The 16,582-nt window shown below is 70.9% G+C and carries 16 protein-coding genes; 8 read left to right on the forward strand and 8 right to left on the reverse strand.

The features are described from left to right. Nucleotides 1-118 precede the first annotated feature (118 nt). Nucleotides 119-1,705, forward strand: a complete 1,587-nt coding sequence (locus E5S69_RS14855; protein WP_171515423.1) for a histidine kinase N-terminal 7TM domain-containing protein — start codon at nt 119-121, stop codon at nt 1,703-1,705. Between the two features lie 7 nt (nt 1,706-1,712). On the opposite strand, the gene ubiT is transcribed toward E5S69_RS14855, so the two are convergent. Genes ubiT through ubiU form a run of 3 tightly spaced genes read right to left on the reverse strand, consistent with a single transcriptional unit; the run spans nt 1,713 to nt 4,211 of the window. Beyond that, complete coding sequence (gene ubiT, locus E5S69_RS14860) at nt 1,713-2,177, reverse strand: ubiquinone anaerobic biosynthesis accessory factor UbiT (RefSeq protein WP_171515424.1); 465 nt, start codon at nt 2,175-2,177, stop codon at nt 1,713-1,715. Next, nucleotides 2,174-3,106 carry a U32 family peptidase gene (locus E5S69_RS14865; protein WP_171515425.1) on the reverse strand — a complete coding sequence of 311 codons (933 nt, stop codon included), beginning with the start codon at nt 3,104-3,106 and terminating at the stop codon, nt 2,174-2,176. The genes ubiT and E5S69_RS14865 overlap by 4 nt, the downstream gene beginning before the upstream one ends. A 46-nt stretch (nt 3,107-3,152) precedes the next feature. Then, a complete protein-coding gene (gene ubiU / locus E5S69_RS14870; RefSeq protein WP_171515426.1) occupies nt 3,153-4,211 on the reverse strand; it encodes a ubiquinone anaerobic biosynthesis protein UbiU in 1,059 nt (352 codons plus the stop codon). Nucleotides 4,212-4,483: 272 nt separating this feature from the next. Here ubiU and E5S69_RS14875 point away from each other — a divergent pair, with 272 nt between their 5' ends. Further along, nucleotides 4,484-5,647, forward strand: a complete 1,164-nt coding sequence (locus E5S69_RS14875; RefSeq protein WP_171515427.1) for an NAD(P)H-dependent flavin oxidoreductase — start codon at nt 4,484-4,486, stop codon at nt 5,645-5,647. A gap of 124 nt (nt 5,648-5,771) precedes the next feature. Here E5S69_RS14875 and E5S69_RS14880 read toward each other — a convergent pair whose 3' ends face one another. Continuing rightward, nucleotides 5,772-7,127 (reverse strand): hypothetical protein, encoded by a 1,356-nt coding sequence (locus tag E5S69_RS14880; protein ID WP_171515428.1) that lies wholly within the window; start codon nt 7,125-7,127, stop codon nt 5,772-5,774. 387 nt (nt 7,128-7,514) lie between these two features. On the opposite strand from E5S69_RS14880, the gene E5S69_RS14885 reads away from it, so the two are divergent. From E5S69_RS14885 to E5S69_RS14900, 4 genes are all read left to right on the forward strand, one after another. Beyond that, a complete protein-coding gene (locus E5S69_RS14885; RefSeq protein WP_171515429.1) occupies nt 7,515-9,530 on the forward strand; it encodes a type IV pili methyl-accepting chemotaxis transducer N-terminal domain-containing protein in 2,016 nt (671 codons plus the stop codon). Continuing rightward, entirely contained in the window at nt 9,527-10,180 is a 654-nt protein-coding gene (locus tag E5S69_RS14890) for a response regulator (RefSeq protein WP_171515430.1), read from the forward strand. The genes E5S69_RS14885 and E5S69_RS14890 overlap by 4 nt, the downstream gene beginning before the upstream one ends. A gap of 259 nt (nt 10,181-10,439) precedes the next feature. Continuing rightward, the gene (locus tag E5S69_RS14895) at nt 10,440-10,598 is read left to right on the forward strand and encodes a DUF3309 family protein (protein ID WP_012356889.1); all 159 of its coding nucleotides are present in this window, start codon (nt 10,440-10,442) and stop codon (nt 10,596-10,598) included. A gap of 161 nt (nt 10,599-10,759) precedes the next feature. Next, on the forward strand, nt 10,760-10,948 hold the full coding sequence (locus E5S69_RS14900) for a DUF3008 family protein (protein ID WP_012356890.1): 189 nt from the start codon (nt 10,760-10,762) through the stop codon (nt 10,946-10,948). A gap of 87 nt (nt 10,949-11,035) precedes the next feature. On the opposite strand, the gene E5S69_RS14905 is transcribed toward E5S69_RS14900, so the two are convergent. The 3 genes from E5S69_RS14905 to E5S69_RS14915 form a co-directional block, all read right to left on the reverse strand. Further along, a complete protein-coding gene (locus tag E5S69_RS14905; RefSeq protein ID WP_423766638.1) occupies nt 11,036-11,803 on the reverse strand; it encodes a ParB-like protein in 768 nt (255 codons plus the stop codon). Then, nucleotides 11,787-12,239: a hypothetical protein gene (locus tag E5S69_RS14910; protein ID WP_171515431.1), complete on the reverse strand. Its 453-nt coding sequence runs from the start codon at nt 12,237-12,239 to the stop codon at nt 11,787-11,789. Before E5S69_RS14910 ends, E5S69_RS14905 begins: the two co-directional genes overlap by 17 nt. A 168-nt stretch (nt 12,240-12,407) precedes the next feature. Then, entirely contained in the window at nt 12,408-13,265 is an 858-nt protein-coding gene (locus E5S69_RS14915) for an SDR family oxidoreductase (protein ID WP_171515432.1), read from the reverse strand. Between the two features lie 359 nt (nt 13,266-13,624). Here E5S69_RS14915 and E5S69_RS14920 point away from each other — a divergent pair, with 359 nt between their 5' ends. Next, the gene (locus E5S69_RS14920) at nt 13,625-14,809 is read left to right on the forward strand and encodes a BON domain-containing protein (RefSeq protein ID WP_171515433.1); all 1,185 of its coding nucleotides are present in this window, start codon (nt 13,625-13,627) and stop codon (nt 14,807-14,809) included. A 3-nt stretch (nt 14,810-14,812) separates the two neighbouring features. Beyond that, complete coding sequence (locus E5S69_RS14925) at nt 14,813-15,466, forward strand: ParB-like protein (RefSeq protein ID WP_171515434.1); 654 nt, start codon at nt 14,813-14,815, stop codon at nt 15,464-15,466. Between the two features lie 18 nt (nt 15,467-15,484). On the opposite strand, the gene E5S69_RS14930 is transcribed toward E5S69_RS14925, so the two are convergent. Next, nucleotides 15,485-16,579, reverse strand: a complete 1,095-nt coding sequence (locus tag E5S69_RS14930; protein WP_171515435.1) for a DNA topoisomerase IB — start codon at nt 16,577-16,579, stop codon at nt 15,485-15,487. Nucleotides 16,580-16,582: the final 3 nt, after the last annotated feature.

Here is a 16,582-nt window from a genome sequence, read left to right on the forward strand (position 1 = left end):
AGCCAGCCATGCTGCCCGGTATCATGCTGGCTGACGAGACCGCGGAGCGCCGCAAACGGCGCGCGCCTGGCCGGGCGGCGGCACCAGCGCCCGGGTCTCGAGACGCGCGCCGCCTTCAATGCCCTCATATTCGCTGGTTCTCCTGCTCACCGTCGCCGTGGTTGCCTGTATCGGCATGGCCATCGCCACCTGGCCGCGGCGCGACGATCCGACCGTGCAGGCCTTCCTGGTGCTGGCCGCCGGCGCGGCCACCTGGAGCGGCGGCCGCCTGCTCGAGATCAGCTCGACCGACCTGGAGGGGCGCATCCTGTGGGCCAAGATCCAGTACCTCGGCATCGTTGCCGTGCCGATCGGCTGGCTGGTGGCGATGGTGCACCTGAGCCGTCCGCGCTACGTGGTGCCCTGGTCCAGGCTGTGGCTGCCGGTGCTGGCCGCGGTGGTCACCGTGGTGATGGTATTTACCAACGAGCGCCACGGCCTGGTGTGGCCGCGCATCACGCTGATGCCGCCCGGGGTCTCACCCGGCGCGGTATTCCACCATGGCATCGGCTATGCCGTGGTGGCCGCGTGGTCGTACCTGATGCTGGCGGTTAGCCTGTTTTTCCTGGTCACGGCCGAGGTGCCCAACGGCGCCTTGTCGCGCCGCGGGCGCGCCATCCTGGCCGCGGGCCTGGCCCTGCCGCTGTTGGCCAATGTCGCCTACCTCAACCGCTGGACCGGCCCGCTGGGCGGCGACCTGACCCCGGCGACGTTCTCGCTGATGGCGGCACTGGTGTGGTTCTGCGGGCTGCGCACGCACCTTGACGATATCGGCCACTATGCCCGCCTGCGCGTGTTCGATGCGCTCAGCGAAGGCTGCGTCATCGTCGATGGGCATGGGAACATCGTCGAATTCAACCCCGCCGCGGCGCAGCTGTGGCCCGCGCTGCGCCGCGGCGACCCGCTGCCCGCCGGCTGGGACTCGGTGTTGCGGCCGGCCCCTGCAAGCGCCGAGGCCCACGGCGCCGACGGCGCTGCCGCGCCCTTCGTGCCGCCCGGTGCGCCGTTCGAGCTGACCGGCGAACGCGTCGCGCGCCTGGACGGCAGGCAGATGGGCAGCCTGCTGTTCCTGCGCGACATCAGCCGCTTCCAATCGCGCGAACTGGCGCTGAGCGCTCGGCTGGGCCAGACTGAAGAGCAGTTGTGGCAAGTGCAGGCGGACCTGGACATCGACGCCCTGACCGGCATCCGCAACCGCCGTTACTTCCAGCGCGAATCGATCGCCGCCGTGACCCGCGCGTGCGAGCGCAGCCAGCCGCTGGGGCTGCTGATCCTGGACGTGGACCAGTTCAAGCAATACAACGACCTGCATGGGCACATGGCCGGCGACGATTGCCTGCGGCAGATTGCCGGCACCCTCAGCCGCGCGCTGCACGGGGAGCAGTTCTGCGCGCGGCTGGGCGGCGAGGAATTCGCGGCGGTGCTGCCCGGCGCCACCCGTGACGAGACGCGCGAGGTCGGGCGCCGCATGGTGGCCGCGGTGCGCGAGCTGGGCATCGCGCACCAGGGCACGCCGGTTCAGCCGGTGGTAACCATCAGCGTGGGCGCGGTCTGGACCGTGCCCGAAGCGCCGCGGCTGGAGCCGCTGCTGCACCGCGCCGACAGCGCGATGTACCGCGCCAAGCGCGCCGGCCGCAACCGTTTCATGCTGGACGGCGACGCCTGAACCGAGCTCACGCTGCCGTCCCGGCCCGCCCCGACATGGCGCCGTGCAACGCGATCAGCCGCGCCGCGGCCTGGCTGACCCAGGCGGGCCGCGGCGCGGCATCCAGCCAGTACTTGACCTCCAGCCCCAGCGCGGTATCGCCGCTGATCACCAGCCGGCGCTGGAAGAACAGCGTGTCGGTGTCGGCCTCGCCGCCGAGCAGGCGCAGGTAGTCCACCGCGCCCGCCCGCAGCGTCAGCGCCGGCTCGGCGTCGGACGTACCGCTGCGAAAGCGCCCGCCTTCGCAGCGGAATGGCACCGCCAGCTCCAGGTCCTGCACCGTCAGCAGGAAGGCATGTCCATCCAGCGCCGCCGGCGGTTCCAGCCAGCCGGCGCGGCGCGCGAGTTCCAGCGCGGCCACCAGCGGCAGCGCCCGGGCGCGGGCCGGCAGGCGCCGGTGCATGCCCGCTATCAGTTTGTGCAGCGCGCTCATGCCGGGCTCTCCCAGGCGATGCCGGGGCGGCCGTGCCAGTAGCCGTTGCACGGCTCGGCGCCGGCCGGCGCGATACCGCTGGCGCCCGCTGCGCGTTGCCCTGCGCGGACCTCCGCCAGCTGCTGCACCACGTCGAGCGTGCCGGCCGAATGCGGGCTGACGCGCAGCATCCCCACGCCCATCCGCGCCATCGCCGGCGCCTCGGCGCACAGGTCCAGGCAGGTGGCGCTCTGCGTCTGCACCCCGTTGAGGGTGAAGAACGCCTGCCCTTCGCCGGTGGCGGCGACCAGGCCATCGGGATAGTCCATGCAGCGGAATTCGCAACTGTCCTTGCGCAGGCGATGGTGGCGCGCGGTAAAGCAGCGCGCCGAGAACGCCAGCGGCAGCCGGCCCCAGACAAAGGCTTCCAGCTGGGTGCCGGCGGGCCGCGCTGCCGCCAGCGCGGCCAGCGTGGCGCCATCCATTTCCACCGGCGCGACCCAGCCCACCGCGCCCAGCCCGGCCAGCCATGCCAGCGTATCGGCATGGTAGGCATTGAGGTGCGGGCCGCCGATGAAGGGCCGCCCGGCCATGCAGCGCACCGCGCCCAGGTCATTGGCCTCGACCAGGTAGTCATGCTGGGTGCAGACGCGCCGCATCCAGCCGATATCGGTATCGGACTCGACCAGCACCGGCGTGGACAGCACCACCTCCTTGCCGGCATCGCGCAGCATCTGCGCGATCTCGAGCCATTGCGCATGGCGGATTTCGTGGCGGCGCGTGCAGACCGTTTCGCCAAGATAAACGCGGTCGACCGGCGCGTCGGCCACCGACGCATAGAACTGCATCACGGTCTCGCGCGGCCAGTAGTACAGCAGCGGGCCCAGCGCGATGCCGAAGCCGGGCATCGCTGCGGCGTGCGGCATCGCGGCCGCGGCGGTGTGTGGCATGGGAAGCTCCGTCAGGTCCATCGTGGCGGTCATGGCTGTCATGACGTCAGCGCCAGGGGCGGTCATAGGCGCCCTGCGTGACCTGGTCGCCTTCGGCATGGCGCCCCAGCGTGCCCTGCCACTCCTGGCGCGGCACGAAGCGGGCCGGATCGGCGCAGGCGGCGTCGATCGCCGCGCGCAGCACGCCGACCACATCGCCGACGTAGCGCGGGCTGCGCTGGCGCCCTTCGATCTTGATGGCAGCGATGCCCATGTCGACCAGCGCGGGCAGCAGCGACAGCGCGTTCAGGCTGGTCGGCTCCTCCAGCACGTAGCCGCGTTCGCCCTCGACCTCGAAGCGACCCTTGCACAGCGTCGGATAGCCGGCCGGCTCGCCGGGGGCGTAGCTGTCGATCAGGATGCCCGACAGCCGCGCCTGCATGGTGCCGTCGTGCTCGGTCCAGCGCACCGCGTGCGCGGGCGAGCAAACGCCCTTGTTGTTGGGCGAATCGCCGGTGGCATAGGACGACAGCAGGCAACGCCCTTCGGCCATTACGCACAGGCTGCCGAAGCCGAACACCTCCAGCTCGACGCTGGTCTGGCGCGCCAGCTTGCCGATCTGCGCCAGCGACAGCACGCGCGGCAGCACCACGCGGCGGATATTGAAGCGCTCGCGCATCAGTTCGATGGCATCGGCGTGCGTAGCCGAGCCCTGCACCGACAGGTGCAGCCGCAAGCCAGGATGGCGCCGACTCGCATAGCCCATCAGGCCCGCGTCGGCCATGATCACGGCATCGGCGCCCAGGTCCGCCGCGGCGTCGACGGCGCGGTGCCACTGCGCCACCGCGCCCATCTGCGCAAAGGTGTTGATGGCGAACAGCACCTCGGCGCCGCGCGCATGGGCTTCGGCCACGCCGGTGCGGATGTCGGCCTCGGTGAAGTTCAGGCCGCCGAAGTTGCGCGCGTTGGTGGCGTCGCGCAGGCCCAGGTAGACCGCGTCGGCGCCGTGCTGCAAGGCCATGCGCAGCGCCGCCAGCGAGCCGGCGGGCGCGACCAGCTGGGGCCGGCGCGGCGCGCACGTGGTCGCCGCTGGGGCCGCGGATGAGGCTTGGGGGGAACAGGTCATCGGTGATGGCGCCGGCGGCGGCGCGGGGATCAGGACAGCGGCCGATGCTAGCCAAGCGCCCGCAGCAGGGGCTTGACCGCGCGCAAACCGACGCCAACGCCACCCTGGCCGCGCCGGGCTACGCCGGTCGGCGTAGGCCGATGGCAGATCACCCTGCCGGGGTTGACCTGAGGCAAACGCGGGCCCTTGCCGCTGTGCCACGCTTGCGCGTCATCCCTGCGCCGGCGCCCCCCATGGCGGTCCGGCGCCCATCCTCTTCCGGAGACCCGTTTATGAATCACCCCTGGCTCAAGCTGGGCGGCCGCCGCCTGCTGCCGATCGTGCAGGGCGGCATGGGCATCGGCATCTCGGCCCACCGGCTGGCCGGCGCCGTCGCACGCGAAAACGGTGTCGGCACCATCGCCAGCATCGACCTGCGCCACCACCACCCCGACCTGATGGCGCGCACCCGCGGCAGCCGCGACAAGCCCGCCATCGAAGCCGCCAACCTCGAGGCGCTGGACCGCGAGATCCGCGCCGCGCGCGTGGCCTCCGAAGGCCGCGGCCTGATCGCCGTCAACGTGATGAAGGCCGTGGGCTCGCACGCGGCGCTGGTGCGGCAAGCCTGCGACAGCGGCGCCGATGCCATCGTCATGGGCGCCGGGCTGCCGCTGGACCTGCCTGAACTGACCGCCAATCACCCCGGGGTGGCGCTGATCCCGATCCTGTCCGAGGCGCGCGGCATCGGCCTGGTGCTGCGCCGCTGGATGAAAAAGGGCCGGCTGCCCGACGCCATCGTGGTCGAACACCCGGCGCACGCCGGTGGCCACCTGGGTGCGGCCACCATCCAGGACTTGTCCGAACCGCGCTTCTCGTTCTCGCGTGTGCTGGTCGAGTGCCGCGAACTGTTCGCGCAACTGGGACTGGCCTGGGACAGCATTCCGCTGATCCTGGCGGGCGGCATCGACAGCCACGCCAAGGTACGCCACTGGCTGGGCGAAGGCGCCGCCGCGGTGCAGCTGGGCACGGCCTTCGCCGTGACCGAGGAATGCGATGCCCATCCGGCCTTCAAGCAAGTGCTGGCCACGGCGCGGCCGGAAACGCTGCGCGAATTCACCAGCGTGGCGGGCTTGCCCGCGCGCGCGGTGCTGACGCCATGGCTGCAGCGCTACCTGTCGAGCGAAGCGCGCCTGCAGCGCCGCGCACGCGTGCGCGAGTGCCTGGAAGGATTCGATTGCCTGCAGGCCTGCGGGCTGCGCGACGGCATCGCGCGCATCGGCCAGTTCTGCATCGACCTGAAGCTGGCGCAAGCCGTGCGCGGCGACGTGGAGCGCGGCCTGTTCTTCCGCGGCCGCGGGGCGCTGCCGTTTGGCGAGGCCATCCGGCCGGTGGCCGAGCTGATGCACTACCTGTTGACGGGGGAAAAGCCGGCGGGGCTGGCGCCGGCGGCAGGGTGACAGCACGCGCCGCGGGCATGGAAGCGAGCGACTGGCGAGGCCGGCAAATGCAATGGTGTCCGCGCAAGCCTGGCGTGCTCGCTCTCCCGCGTGCGGGAGAGGGGTGGGGTGAGGGCCGGAGTGCCTACAGAGTTCGGCGCGTCGCTATGCCAGCCGCCCCCTCCCCCGGCTCCATGGCAAGCCGCTCGGCAAGCCGCGGTGGCAGCCCCCCACGCTTGCGCATCTGCCGCATGCAGCGCAGCGCCGCCAGCAATTGCCAGCCCAGCCACGCATTCGCGCCCGCCAGCAACAGGCCGGCGGCACGAGCCAGTGGCGCTGGCGCCAGCGGCAGTGCCAGCAGCAGCGCGTAGGCCGCCAGCAGCAGCCACGCCTGGCCCCGCTGCCGGCCCGGCGCGATGATGGCCTGCATGGCCGACACGCGTGCCCTTGGCGGCAGCAGCCGGCGCAGGTGCAGCCACACCAGGAACGGCACGATCTTGCCCAGCATGGCCGTCACCGGCAGCACGCCCACGCCGACCAGCGCCATCGTGCCGGCCCACCACGGCAGCGGCAGCGCTACCGCGGGAAGCATCATCGCCGCCGCCCCCAGCACCGCCGCGCCTAGCAGGCTGGCGCATGCGACCGGCCACAACAGCCACAGCGGATCATGACGCCGCCGCGCGCGCAGCGTACCGGCCAGCCCGCATCCAGCCAACACCGCCACGAACGACAGCCACGCCACCAGCGCGCCCCGGGCCAGCACCGGCTGGCCGGGCCACAGCAGCAGCGTGGCGCTGAACGCCGCCAGCGGCAGCCAGTGCCCCATGGGCAGCCAGCGCGCCAGTGCCGCCGGCACGCGTGGCGTCTGCCAGAACATCGGTACCACGGTGGCGGCGACACCGCTGACCAGCGCCGCCAGCCAGCCGCCCAGCGCCCATGCCATATGCAGGCCAAGCGCCTGCGCCACCGGCACGCGCCAAAGCCCGCCGAAGGAGCCGGCCAGCGCGATGCCGGCCAGCACCGCCACCATCAACGTCGCACCGATGCCGGCCAGCGTGCGCGTGGTGGCATCCACCGCGACCACGCGCCGCCCGGCAGCCAGCAGCACCGCGCCTGCCAGCAGCAGCATCACGCCGAGCGCGGCGGCGGCCCGCATCGCGGCCGGTTCGCCGGCCAGCAGGCCAACCCCCAGCGCGCCCGCCACCGCCGCGCCGGACGCGGCCATCAACGGCGCCAGGGGCCCCGCGCCGGGAACGTCCACGCGTGCCACCACCGGCATCATCTGGAACAGCGCCCCAACCATGACGGGCAGCAGCATGCCCAGCGCCAGCGCATGCACCGCCGCCAGCGCCAGCGGCGCAAAGCGGTCCGGCAGGCCGTCGGCCGGCCCCGCTGCCAGCAGCAGCCCGGCGGCCGCGCCCAGCCACGGCGCCGGCATCAGGCAGCCGAACACCAGCGCAGGCCGCGGCGCGCGCGCATAGTCAAGATCCGCGCCTTTCATGCGCGCCCCCTGCGCGGGCCACGGCCGCGGTGGCGCAACCGTGCGCCGCTTGAAGTCGACATGGCCATTCCTCCTTTCTTACCAGAGGCCCGATGCTAGGCCGCCACGCCACGCAGGGATTTGACCGTCGCCAAGTCCGGCGCCGGCGTATCCATCACGGTGTGATGAAACCCGCCATGGCGCCACACCCGAGGCCTGCGATGCGCCGCCGCCCGCACATACGCGTGCCAAAGCCGGGTTTCCTTGATCTGGCGCAGGAAGCCCAGCCTGGCGGGCAGGGAAAATCGCGTCCGACCCCTGCGTGACCCTGTTGCCATGGCCGTCGGGCCGCTGCCCGGCACCTCGACATGCCCACGACAGGTCCCTCTGGTAGCCCCCGATACCGCCATGTCCGATACTGATCCTCCTGCCGCCCCCGCCACGGCGGCGTCCGCCTTGCCCGCGCTGCGCCATCGCCTTTCCACGCGCATCATCTCGCTCTCGCTGGCCGTGCTGCTGGTGGTGCTGGGCATGATCTCCGGCACGCTGTGGCTGTCCTGGAAGCTGGAAGGCGCCGGCGCCGCCATCAACGACGCCGGCAGTCTGCGCATGCGCGCCAACCGCGTGGCGATCGAACTGACGCTGGCGCAGACGGGCCGCGCCAATGATCTTGCCGCCCAGGTGCAGGCGCTCGACGCCACGCTGGCGCTGCTGAAGAAGGGCGACGCGGCGCGGCCGCTGTTCCTGCCCGACGAACCCGCGATCCATGCGCAGATGGCCCGCGTCACCCATGACTGGCAACAGCGCCTGCGACCGCTGGCCCTGACCGGCGCCCGCGAGGCGCCCGCCGCATACGTTGCCGCCCTGCCCGGCTTTGTCGCACAGGCCGACCGCCTGGTCGGCATGATCGAACACGACAGCGCACGCAAGACCGACCTGTTGCGCCTGTCGCAAATCGCGCTGGCGCTGATGGCCTGCATCGGCACGGTCGCCGTGATCTACCTGCTCTACCTGTGGATCATCCTGCCGGTGCTGCGCCTGCAGGACGGCTTGCGCCGCATGGCCGCACGCGAATTCTCGCTGCGCCTGCCGGTGGAAAGCCGCGACGAGTTCGGCACGCTCAGCGAAGGCTTCAACCGCATGGCGGGCGAGCTGCAGGGCCTGTACCACGACCTCGCCTCGCGCGTGGCGCAGAAGACCGCCGAACTGGAGCGCCACAACCGCGACCTGGAAACCCTGTACGAGATGGCCGCCTTCCTGAACCAGGCCGCGGACGCCGAAACCATGGCGCAGGGCTTCCTGGCGCGGGTGATGCGCCAGTTCGATGCCGATGGCGGCAGCGTGCGCGCGCTCGACAGCCGCCACGGCAGGATGCACCTGCTGGCCGCCGCCGGCCTGCCCGCGGCGCTGGCCGAGGCCGACTCGTGCGCGTCCGCGATCGGCTGCCATTGCGGCGATGCCACGCGCCAGGCCGTGGTCACCATTGTCGACCTGCGCGGGGCGCCGCGTGCCGGCGCCGCTGACGAAACGCCCTGCGGCCGCGATGGCTTCCAGTCGCTGGCGGCGTTCCGCATTGAAAGCCAGCGCGGCGCCACCGGCATGTTCGCGCTGCACTTCCGCACGCCGCGCAAGCTGCCGGCGTCGGACCGGCAGTTGCTGCAGACGCTGGCGCAGCACCTGGGCACCGCGCTGGAACACCTGCGCCTGTCCGCCACGGCGCGCCAGCTGGCGGTGGTGGAAGAGCGCAACCTGGTGGCGCAGGGGCTGCACGACAGCATCGCCCAGGGCCTCAATTACCTGAACCTGCAGGTGCAGTTGCTGGACGACGCGGTCGCGCGCGAAGACCTGGCCGAAACCCGCGAACTGGTGCCGATGCTGCGCCATGGCGTGGAAGAGAGCTACCAGGACGTGCGCGAGCTGCTCAACAACTTCCGCTCGCGGCTGGCCACCGGCGAACTGCGCCCGGCGGTGGAAGAGACCGTCGAGCGCTTTCGCCGACAATGCCGCACCGAGGCCACGCTGGCCATCGACGAACGCGGCGGCGCCTGGCCGCTGGCGCCGGAGCAGCAGCTGCAGGTGCTGTTCATCCTGCAGGAGGCGCTGTCCAACGTGCGCAAGCACGCCATGGCGGCGCACGTGGCGGTGGCGCTCAGCCATGGCCGCGAATTCCGCCTGGTGGTGCAGGACGACGGCGAAGGCTTCGACCCCGACGAACTGGCCACCCGCGCCGACGCCCATATCGGCCTGAGCATCATGCGCGAGCGCGCCGCGCGGCTGGGGGCACAACTGCACGTGCAGGCCAGCCCGGGCCGCGGCGTGCGCATCGAGCTGGTGCTGCCCGCCGGCAGCGCGGGCGCCGCCCGGCAGGACCGCACCGCCACCCCCATCACCAGCCTCAACCGTCTGAGCGAGACCCAGCCATGACCATCCGCATCCTGCTGATCGACGACCACACCCTGTTCCGCTCGGGCATCCGCGCGCTGCTGCAGCGCCAGGCCGACTTCGAGATCGTCGACGAAGCCGCCGACGGCGTCGAAGGCATCAAGCGCGCCAAGCAGCACCGCCCCGACGTGATCCTGCTGGACCTGAACATGCCGGGCCTGTCCGGCCTCGAGGCACTGCAACTGCTGGTCGAAGACCTGCCCCAGACCGCCGTGATCATGCTCACGGTGTCCGAAGAGGCCGAGGAACTGGCTGCCGCGCTGCGCGGCGGCGCGCGCGGCTACCTGATCAAGAACATCGAGACCGAGGCGCTGATCGCCGGCATCCGCCGCGCCGCCGCCGGCGAACCGGTGATCTCCGACAGCATGACCGCCAAGCTGGTGGCCCAGTTCCGCGCGCCAACACCCGCGGCCGCGCCGCGCCACGATGAAGCGCCCCGGCTGACCGCGCGCGAGCGCGAGATCGTGCAAGGCCTGGCACGTGGAGAAAGCAACAAGGAGATCGCGCGCGACCTGGGCGTTGCCGAAAGCACGGTGAAGATCCACGTGCAGAACATCCTGAAAAAGCTGAACCTGGCCAGCCGCGTGCAGGTGGCGGTCTATGCCGTGGAACACGGGCTGAACACGGCCTGACCCTCGCCCATGGCTGCCTGCGCAGCGCTTGTCCACATAGGTTGCCTTGCATCGCCCCGGCGCGTCGCCGCCAGCGCAGTCCCGGCAGGTCGCCTTGCCGGCACCCGGGCGTCGTCCGATTCCTACACCGATATCAGCCCTTGCCCGGAGGGATGCCCGCGCCCCTTGTTCTACGCTGAACGGTAAGCGGATGGCTCTTCGGAGCCGCCTCGGACCGGAAGCCGCGCGGCTTCCCCGATCCACGAACAAGGAGCACGCCATGGGAATCGGCACCATCCTTCTGATCATTCTCGTCTTGCTGCTGATCGGCGCCCTGCCGGCCTGGCCGTACAGTTCCGGGTGGGGCTACTGGCCAAGCGGCGGTCTGGGGCTGATCGTCCTGATCGTGGTGCTGCTGGTGGTGCTGGGCCGGATCTAGCGGTCCGGCCGGCAACGCGCCGCGGCACGGAGTGCGCAGGGAATCGGCGCGCAGTCCGCGCTTGTCCCGGCCGCGCCTGGCACCTATAACGAAGCGCGGGCACGCGCGGCAGCGTGCGCCCGGGTCCTTTCCACCTTTCCACTTTTCGCAAGGAGACTCAGATGCCAGCAAAATCCAAGGCGCAACAACAGGCCGCCGGAGCGGCGCTCTCTGCAAAGCGCGGCGAAAAGAAGGCCGGTTCGCTGAAAGGACCTTCCCGCTCGATGTACAAGTCGATGAGCGAGAAGGAACTCGACAAGATGGCTTCGACCAAGACCAAGGGTATGCCGAAGCACAAGTCGGAACGTTGACCGGCAACGTTGACCGGGCATACGCCGGCCCGCGCTGGCAGCGCGGCGGCATTGCCAACCCAGGGCAGGCACGCGCCTGCCCTGTTGCTATCCGGCCCTGCCGTTCTTGCCCTTGCCCTTGCCCGTCTTCAATGACTTTGCGGGTTGGCCCGTCCTGCCCTCCAGCGGACCACCGCAATAGCCCGGCAGGCGCCTGGCCCGCGGGCTGCGGGCGAGCTTGATCGATTCCGCCAGCGCCAGCCCGAAGCCCGCGATGCTGCCCAGATCCTGCTCCACCCGCTTGCGCAGGAACCCGGCCCAGCAGAAGTCGCCGTAGGCGCTGCCCGGCTTGCGGTATGCGCCCGCTTCGCGGGCAAAGGCGGCAAGGCTGCGGTACGGGTCGTCGCGCATGCTGCGTACGGTTGAAGGCAACGCCTTGGGCCCCAGCCGCTTGCCGCGCTCATCGTAAGGATGAACATGGCCCAGCTGGCGCAAGCGCTTCCAGAACCCGGCGCCGTCCAGATCGCTGAAGTCTTCCAGCACCTGCACCGGGGCCAGCTGGTAGCCGAGATCCAGCCACGCGCGCGCCCAATGATGGTGGTCGATGATATAGAGCTCTCCGCCCGGGCCCGCGACGGTCTTGATGCGATGGCGGCGCATGAAGCGCTGCAGCGCCTCGCGGTCTTGCGGATCCGCGTGGCGCTGCGTGACTTCCATCTTGTGGTGGACGTGGATGTAGCCCAGCGTCAGCTGGGTCGGGCGCAGCCTTGCCAGTTCGGCCACCGCCTTGCCGCGCGAACCGCGCGGCGAGGCGACGGGCGCGGTCCCGGTGGCCAAGTCGCCCTGACCGGCGCGGCGTTCAGTCGTGCTCGGCACGTTTCTGATCGACGAAATGCTCGAGTTCGCTGCCGGGGTCTTCGTTGCCGGTGCTTTCCTCGGCGGTGGCGTCGCTGGCCAGCGGCCGGGGCCAGTACTCCCCCTCGCCCTCACGCACCGGCTCGCCCCGCCGGGCGGGATCGAAATCGGTCCACTGCCCGCATTCCCAGGTTCCCTGCGCGCGCTCCAGCTGGCTGGCGCCGGTTTCGCGCAGCACGTCGATCACCACCGAACCCAGCCCGTTGTTGACGCACGCGGCCAGCATGACGTTGTCCGCCGGCTGCTGCGCGGCGCCGTCGTCTTGCCGGTCTGCGGCGCGCTCCGGCACGGACACGATGGATACATCCCAGACCGAGAACCCGCGCGCGAACAGTGTGCGCGCGGCATCTTCGGCGCTGGCGAGCGAATCAAAACGTCCCGCGATAATCGATGACATGATGCCTCCCAGAGATTGGCAATGGCGGTCGGCTGATCTCACCCATGTTGCAAGAGCCACGCCCGCGCGCAGGATCTGCACGGCACAGCAGGCGAAGGGAACGGTGCATGCAATATTTGCAAACGCGACCCCGGAACTACATGCGCTGGCGTGGCGCGACCCGGTCGATCAGCCGTTCACGACCTCGCCGCCATTGATGTGCAGGATCTGCCCTGTGATATAGCTGGCCGCATCGGAGGCGAGAAAGACGTAGCCGCCGGCGACTTCGAACGGCTGTCCCGGGCGGCCCATGGGCGTCTTCTTGCCGAACTCCGCCACTTCCTCGGGGCTGAATGTGGACGGAATCAGCGGCGTCCAGATCGGGCCCGGTGCCACGCCGTTGACGCGAATGCCGCGCTCCACCACTTGCAGCGCCAGCGAGCGCGTGAACGACACGATCGCGCCCTTGGTCGCGGAATAGTCCAGCAAGTGCTTGCTGCCGCGATAAGCAGTGACCGAGGTCGTATTCAGGATCGACGCACCGGCCTTCAGGTGCGGCAGCACCGCGCGCGTCAGGTGGAACATCGCAAACACGTTGGTGCGGAAGGTGGCCTCCACCTGGCTGGCCTCGACTTCCTCCAGCGATTCCTTGGGATGCTGCTCGGCGGCATTGTTGACCAGGATGTCGAGCTTGCCGTACTGCTGCAGCGTCTGCCGCGCGACGGCCTCGGCGTGGTCGCAGTCGGCCAGGTCGCCGGCGATGGCCAGGCATTTGCGCCCGGCCTGCTCGACCAGGTCAACGGTCTCGCGCGCGTCGGCATGTTCGTTCAGGTAAGCGATCGCGACATCGGCGCCTTCGCGCGCAAAGGCTACCGCAATGGCGCGGCCGATGCCGCTGTCGCCACCGGTGACCAGCGCAACGCGTCCGTTGAGCCGGCCGCTGCCGACGTAGTCGTCCGCGCCGCTGTCCGGCTGCGGGCGCATCGGGGCTTCCAGGCCGGGCTGGCGCGACTGGTGCTGAGGCGGAACGCTCTTGGGTGTGGACATGGGAATCTCCTGTCGGCATGGGCGGCATGGCCGCGCCATGCGACGCCAGCGTGACGGCTCGCCGCGGCCATGCAAGATGCCAGGGTGGCGCGCAAGTTCCATGCCGCAAAGCGCATGGCACGGCCCCCCGCACGCCACTGCGCGCTGGAGCGCCAGCCCCCGGGGCGCTGCCCGTAACCCTTACATCGCACGGCAATCCTTACAGCGCGCCGGGATGCCGCGCTGCGCCGCTTGGTCTACGCGTTGGGGCACGGATTTTGCGGCCTACTGGATATCCGAACCGTCAACGGCTTCCGGCGCCTGCCGCACTTGCCCGCGTGCAGTGCCAGCGCGCGGGGCCTCACCGCCAGGAGGCAGATATGTTCAACTTCCGCAATGACCGCGGCAGCCGCGGCCGGCCCGAAGCGCAACGCCGCGACCACGGTCCCGAGCAAAGGATGCGCGACGAGAGCGAAGCCCGCGGCTCGGAGGACTGGGGACAGGAATGGGGCGAGGACTGGCGCGGCCAAGGCAGCCAGCCGCGCGGCGAGTATGGCGGCTATGCAAGCCGCGCCCAGCGCGAGGACAGCCGCGCGGACGAACACCGCGGCCAGGGCCGTGGCATGGGCAGCGAGCGCGAGTCCTCGCGCCACGGCGGCCCTTGGTATGAGCAGGACACGCCGGCGGGCCAGCGGCGCGGCAGCTGGGGCGAGCGCGGCTATGGCGCCGCCGATGTCGGCGGCAGCGGCCATCCGTACAGCAGCGCCTATGGCGGCTACCGGCCATCGCCGCAGGACAGCGGCTATCGCAGCGAGGAACGCGAATCGGGCTACGGCTATCGCGACGAGGACCGCTTCGGCCCGCGCGGGCGTCGCAGCGAAGCCAGCGAACGCAACGAACGCTACGAGCGCGATGAACGCAACGAACGCAACGAACGCGATCCACGCAGCCAGGGCGGCTGGGGCGCGGAGCGGGGTCGCAGTGAAGGCGGCCGCGCCATGCATTGGCAAGAAGGCAGCGAACGCGACCGTGCCCAACGCGGCGGCCAGCCCAGCTATGGCGGCGGCTATTTCGGCGATGCGGGCCGCGGCGGCCAGTCGTTCAGCGGCGGACAGCGCGTCTATCCGGACGATCCGGGCTACCGCCGGCGCTCCCCCCATGCCGGCCAGGCGGGCGCCTCCGGTGCGCAGGGCGGGCAGCATGCCGGCCGGCGCGCGACCGGCCCCAAGGGTTACCGTCGCTCTGACGAACGCGTGCGCGAGGATGTATGCGAGCGCCTGGCGATGAACCCGTATATCGACGTCGGCGAGGTCACGGTCGAAGTGGCAAACGGCGTGGTGACGCTTGACGGCACCGTCAGCGAGCGCCGCGAGAAGTACGTGGTCGAGGAAATCGCCGACGCGGTGTTCGGCGTCACCGAGGTCGACAACCGCCTGCGCGTGCAGCGCCAGCAAGGCAGTGCATGGGCGGCGGGATCCGAGGTCGGCGGCGACACGTCGACGGACACCTCGGATACCGCGTCAGCGGGCGGCACCTCGCCGGATCGCACCCTCAACAAGAGTTGAGCCATGCCAACCGCGCCGGCCCCGCGGCGAGCGCCGCGCAAACTGGCCGCCGAGAGCAAGCTGATGGTGCCGCTGGACGCGCTGCGTCCCACCCAGATCACGGTGGGCGGCTACCACGTAGCGCAAAAGGTCCATGTGACGCGTCGGGTTGCGCCGGAAGCGCGCGCGGCGTTCCTGGACCGGCACCGCGTGCACCTGGTGATCGGACCGGCCCAGACGCTTTATGTGGTCGACCACCACCACTGGGTGCGCGCGTGGCATGACCTGGGACTCACCCATGTGCCCGCCATCGTCCGCGCCGACCTGAGCGACATGGACGTGCCGGCATTCTGGCGCCACATGGTCGCCAACCATATGGTCCATCCTTACGACGAGCATGGACGCAAGCGCCCGCTGACCGAACTGCCCGAGGCCATCCACGACATGCGCGACGACCCTTATCGCAGCCTGGAAGCCTTCGTCCAGCTGGCCGGCGGCTACCGCAAGGTCAAGACCGCCTATATGGACTTCCGCTGGGCGGATTTCTTCCGGCGCCACGTGCCCGGTCCGTTCGATACGCCGCACCACTTCGCCTTTGCGCTGGCGAGCGCTTTCAAGCTGGCGCACTCCCGCGAGGCAAAGGACCTGCCGGGCTATATCGGCGCGCTGGGATGCTGAGCGCCGGTGCGGTGACGATCAGCCATTGGTGCCGTTGGTGCCTGTCTTGCCGTTGGCCGGCCGGGACTGGCCTGCCGCCAGCAACTGCAGCAGCCGCGCCTCGTCCGCGCGCAGCCGCGTCATCGCCGGCGCGCGCCCGCCGGCCTGCAGTACGCCGGCGAGGTACGCCTCGATCACGTCGGGGTGCACATAGCATTTGCGGCACACCGCGACGGTGTTGCGCAACTGGCCCGCGACCTCGCGGATGGCATCGGTCACGGCCTTGCGGCGCGCGGTCTCGCTGGCTGCTTCAGGCAGCTTGCGCAGGATCGCCAACGCATGCACGCTGCCGGCCCAGGTGCGAAAATCCTTGGCGGTAAAGTCGCCGCCACTCACTTCCTGCAGGTAGGCGTTGACATCGGCCGAGCCGATCTCGCGGATCTCGCCGTCGCTGTCGCGGTACTTGAACAGGCATTGCCCAGGCAGGTCGGCGCAGTTGCGCACGATGCGCGCGAGGCGCGGGTCGTTGACCGAGACGTCGTGCGTGATGCCGCTCTTGCCGGTGAACTGGAAGCGCAGCCGGCTGCCGCGCACGGTCACGTGGCGGCGCCGCAGCGTGGTCAGGCCGTAGGTGCGGTTCTGCCGCGCGTAACGCGGCGAGCCCACGCGCACCAGCGTGGCGTCGAGCAGCAGCACCACCGCGGCCACCACTTTCTCGCGCGGCATGCCGTTGCGGCGCAGGTCGCGCGCCACGCGGGCGCGCAGGCGCGGCAGCGCGGCGCCAAAAGCCGCCAGCCGCGCGTACTTGTCCGTATCGCGCAGCGCGGCCCATTGCGGGTGGTAGACGTACTGCTTGCGCCCGCGCGCATCGCGCCCGGTGGCCTGCAGGTGGCCGCGCGGATCGGGGCAGATCCACACCGACTCATAGGCCGGCGGGATCGCCAGCGTCGCAATGCGCGCCAGCGTGGCGGCATCGGCCACGCGCTTGCCGTCCGGCCCGGTATAGCTGAAGCCGCTGCCATGGCGCCGGCGCGTGATGCCAGGCTTGCTGTCGTCGACATAGCGCAGCCCCGCGTCGCGCAGCACCGTGTCGAGCGCGGCGGGGGCGTCGGTGCCGGGCAGCGTGCTGTCCATGGG

Source organism: Cupriavidus necator (assembly GCF_013141915.1).
In the GTDB taxonomy this organism is placed as follows: Bacteria; Pseudomonadota; Gammaproteobacteria; order Burkholderiales; family Burkholderiaceae; genus Cupriavidus; species Cupriavidus necator_B.

Coding starts and splice junctions, on each gene's coding strand:
- E5S69_RS14855 (WP_171515423.1), top strand. CDS start 119: ATGCCCTCATATTCGCTGGTTCTCCTGCTCACCGTCGCCGTGGTTGCC.
- ubiT (WP_171515424.1), bottom strand. CDS start 2,177: ATGAGCGCGCTGCACAAACTGATAGCGGGCATGCACCGGCGCCTGCCG.
- E5S69_RS14865 (WP_171515425.1), bottom strand. CDS start 3,106: ATGCCACACACCGCCGCGGCCGCGATGCCGCACGCCGCAGCGATGCCC.
- ubiU (WP_171515426.1), bottom strand. CDS start 4,211: ATGACCTGTTCCCCCCAAGCCTCATCCGCGGCCCCAGCGGCGACCACG.
- E5S69_RS14875 (WP_171515427.1), top strand. CDS start 4,484: ATGAATCACCCCTGGCTCAAGCTGGGCGGCCGCCGCCTGCTGCCGATC.
- E5S69_RS14880 (WP_171515428.1), bottom strand. CDS start 7,127: ATGAAAGGCGCGGATCTTGACTATGCGCGCGCGCCGCGGCCTGCGCTG.
- E5S69_RS14885 (WP_171515429.1), top strand. CDS start 7,515: ATGTCCGATACTGATCCTCCTGCCGCCCCCGCCACGGCGGCGTCCGCC.
- E5S69_RS14890 (WP_171515430.1), top strand. CDS start 9,527: ATGACCATCCGCATCCTGCTGATCGACGACCACACCCTGTTCCGCTCG.
- E5S69_RS14895 (WP_012356889.1), top strand. CDS start 10,440: ATGGGAATCGGCACCATCCTTCTGATCATTCTCGTCTTGCTGCTGATC.
- E5S69_RS14900 (WP_012356890.1), top strand. CDS start 10,760: ATGCCAGCAAAATCCAAGGCGCAACAACAGGCCGCCGGAGCGGCGCTC.
- E5S69_RS14910 (WP_171515431.1), bottom strand. CDS start 12,239: ATGTCATCGATTATCGCGGGACGTTTTGATTCGCTCGCCAGCGCCGAA.
- E5S69_RS14915 (WP_171515432.1), bottom strand. CDS start 13,265: ATGTCCACACCCAAGAGCGTTCCGCCTCAGCACCAGTCGCGCCAGCCC.
- E5S69_RS14920 (WP_171515433.1), top strand. CDS start 13,625: ATGTTCAACTTCCGCAATGACCGCGGCAGCCGCGGCCGGCCCGAAGCG.
- E5S69_RS14925 (WP_171515434.1), top strand. CDS start 14,813: ATGCCAACCGCGCCGGCCCCGCGGCGAGCGCCGCGCAAACTGGCCGCC.
- E5S69_RS14930 (WP_171515435.1), bottom strand. CDS start 16,579: ATGGACAGCACGCTGCCCGGCACCGACGCCCCCGCCGCGCTCGACACG.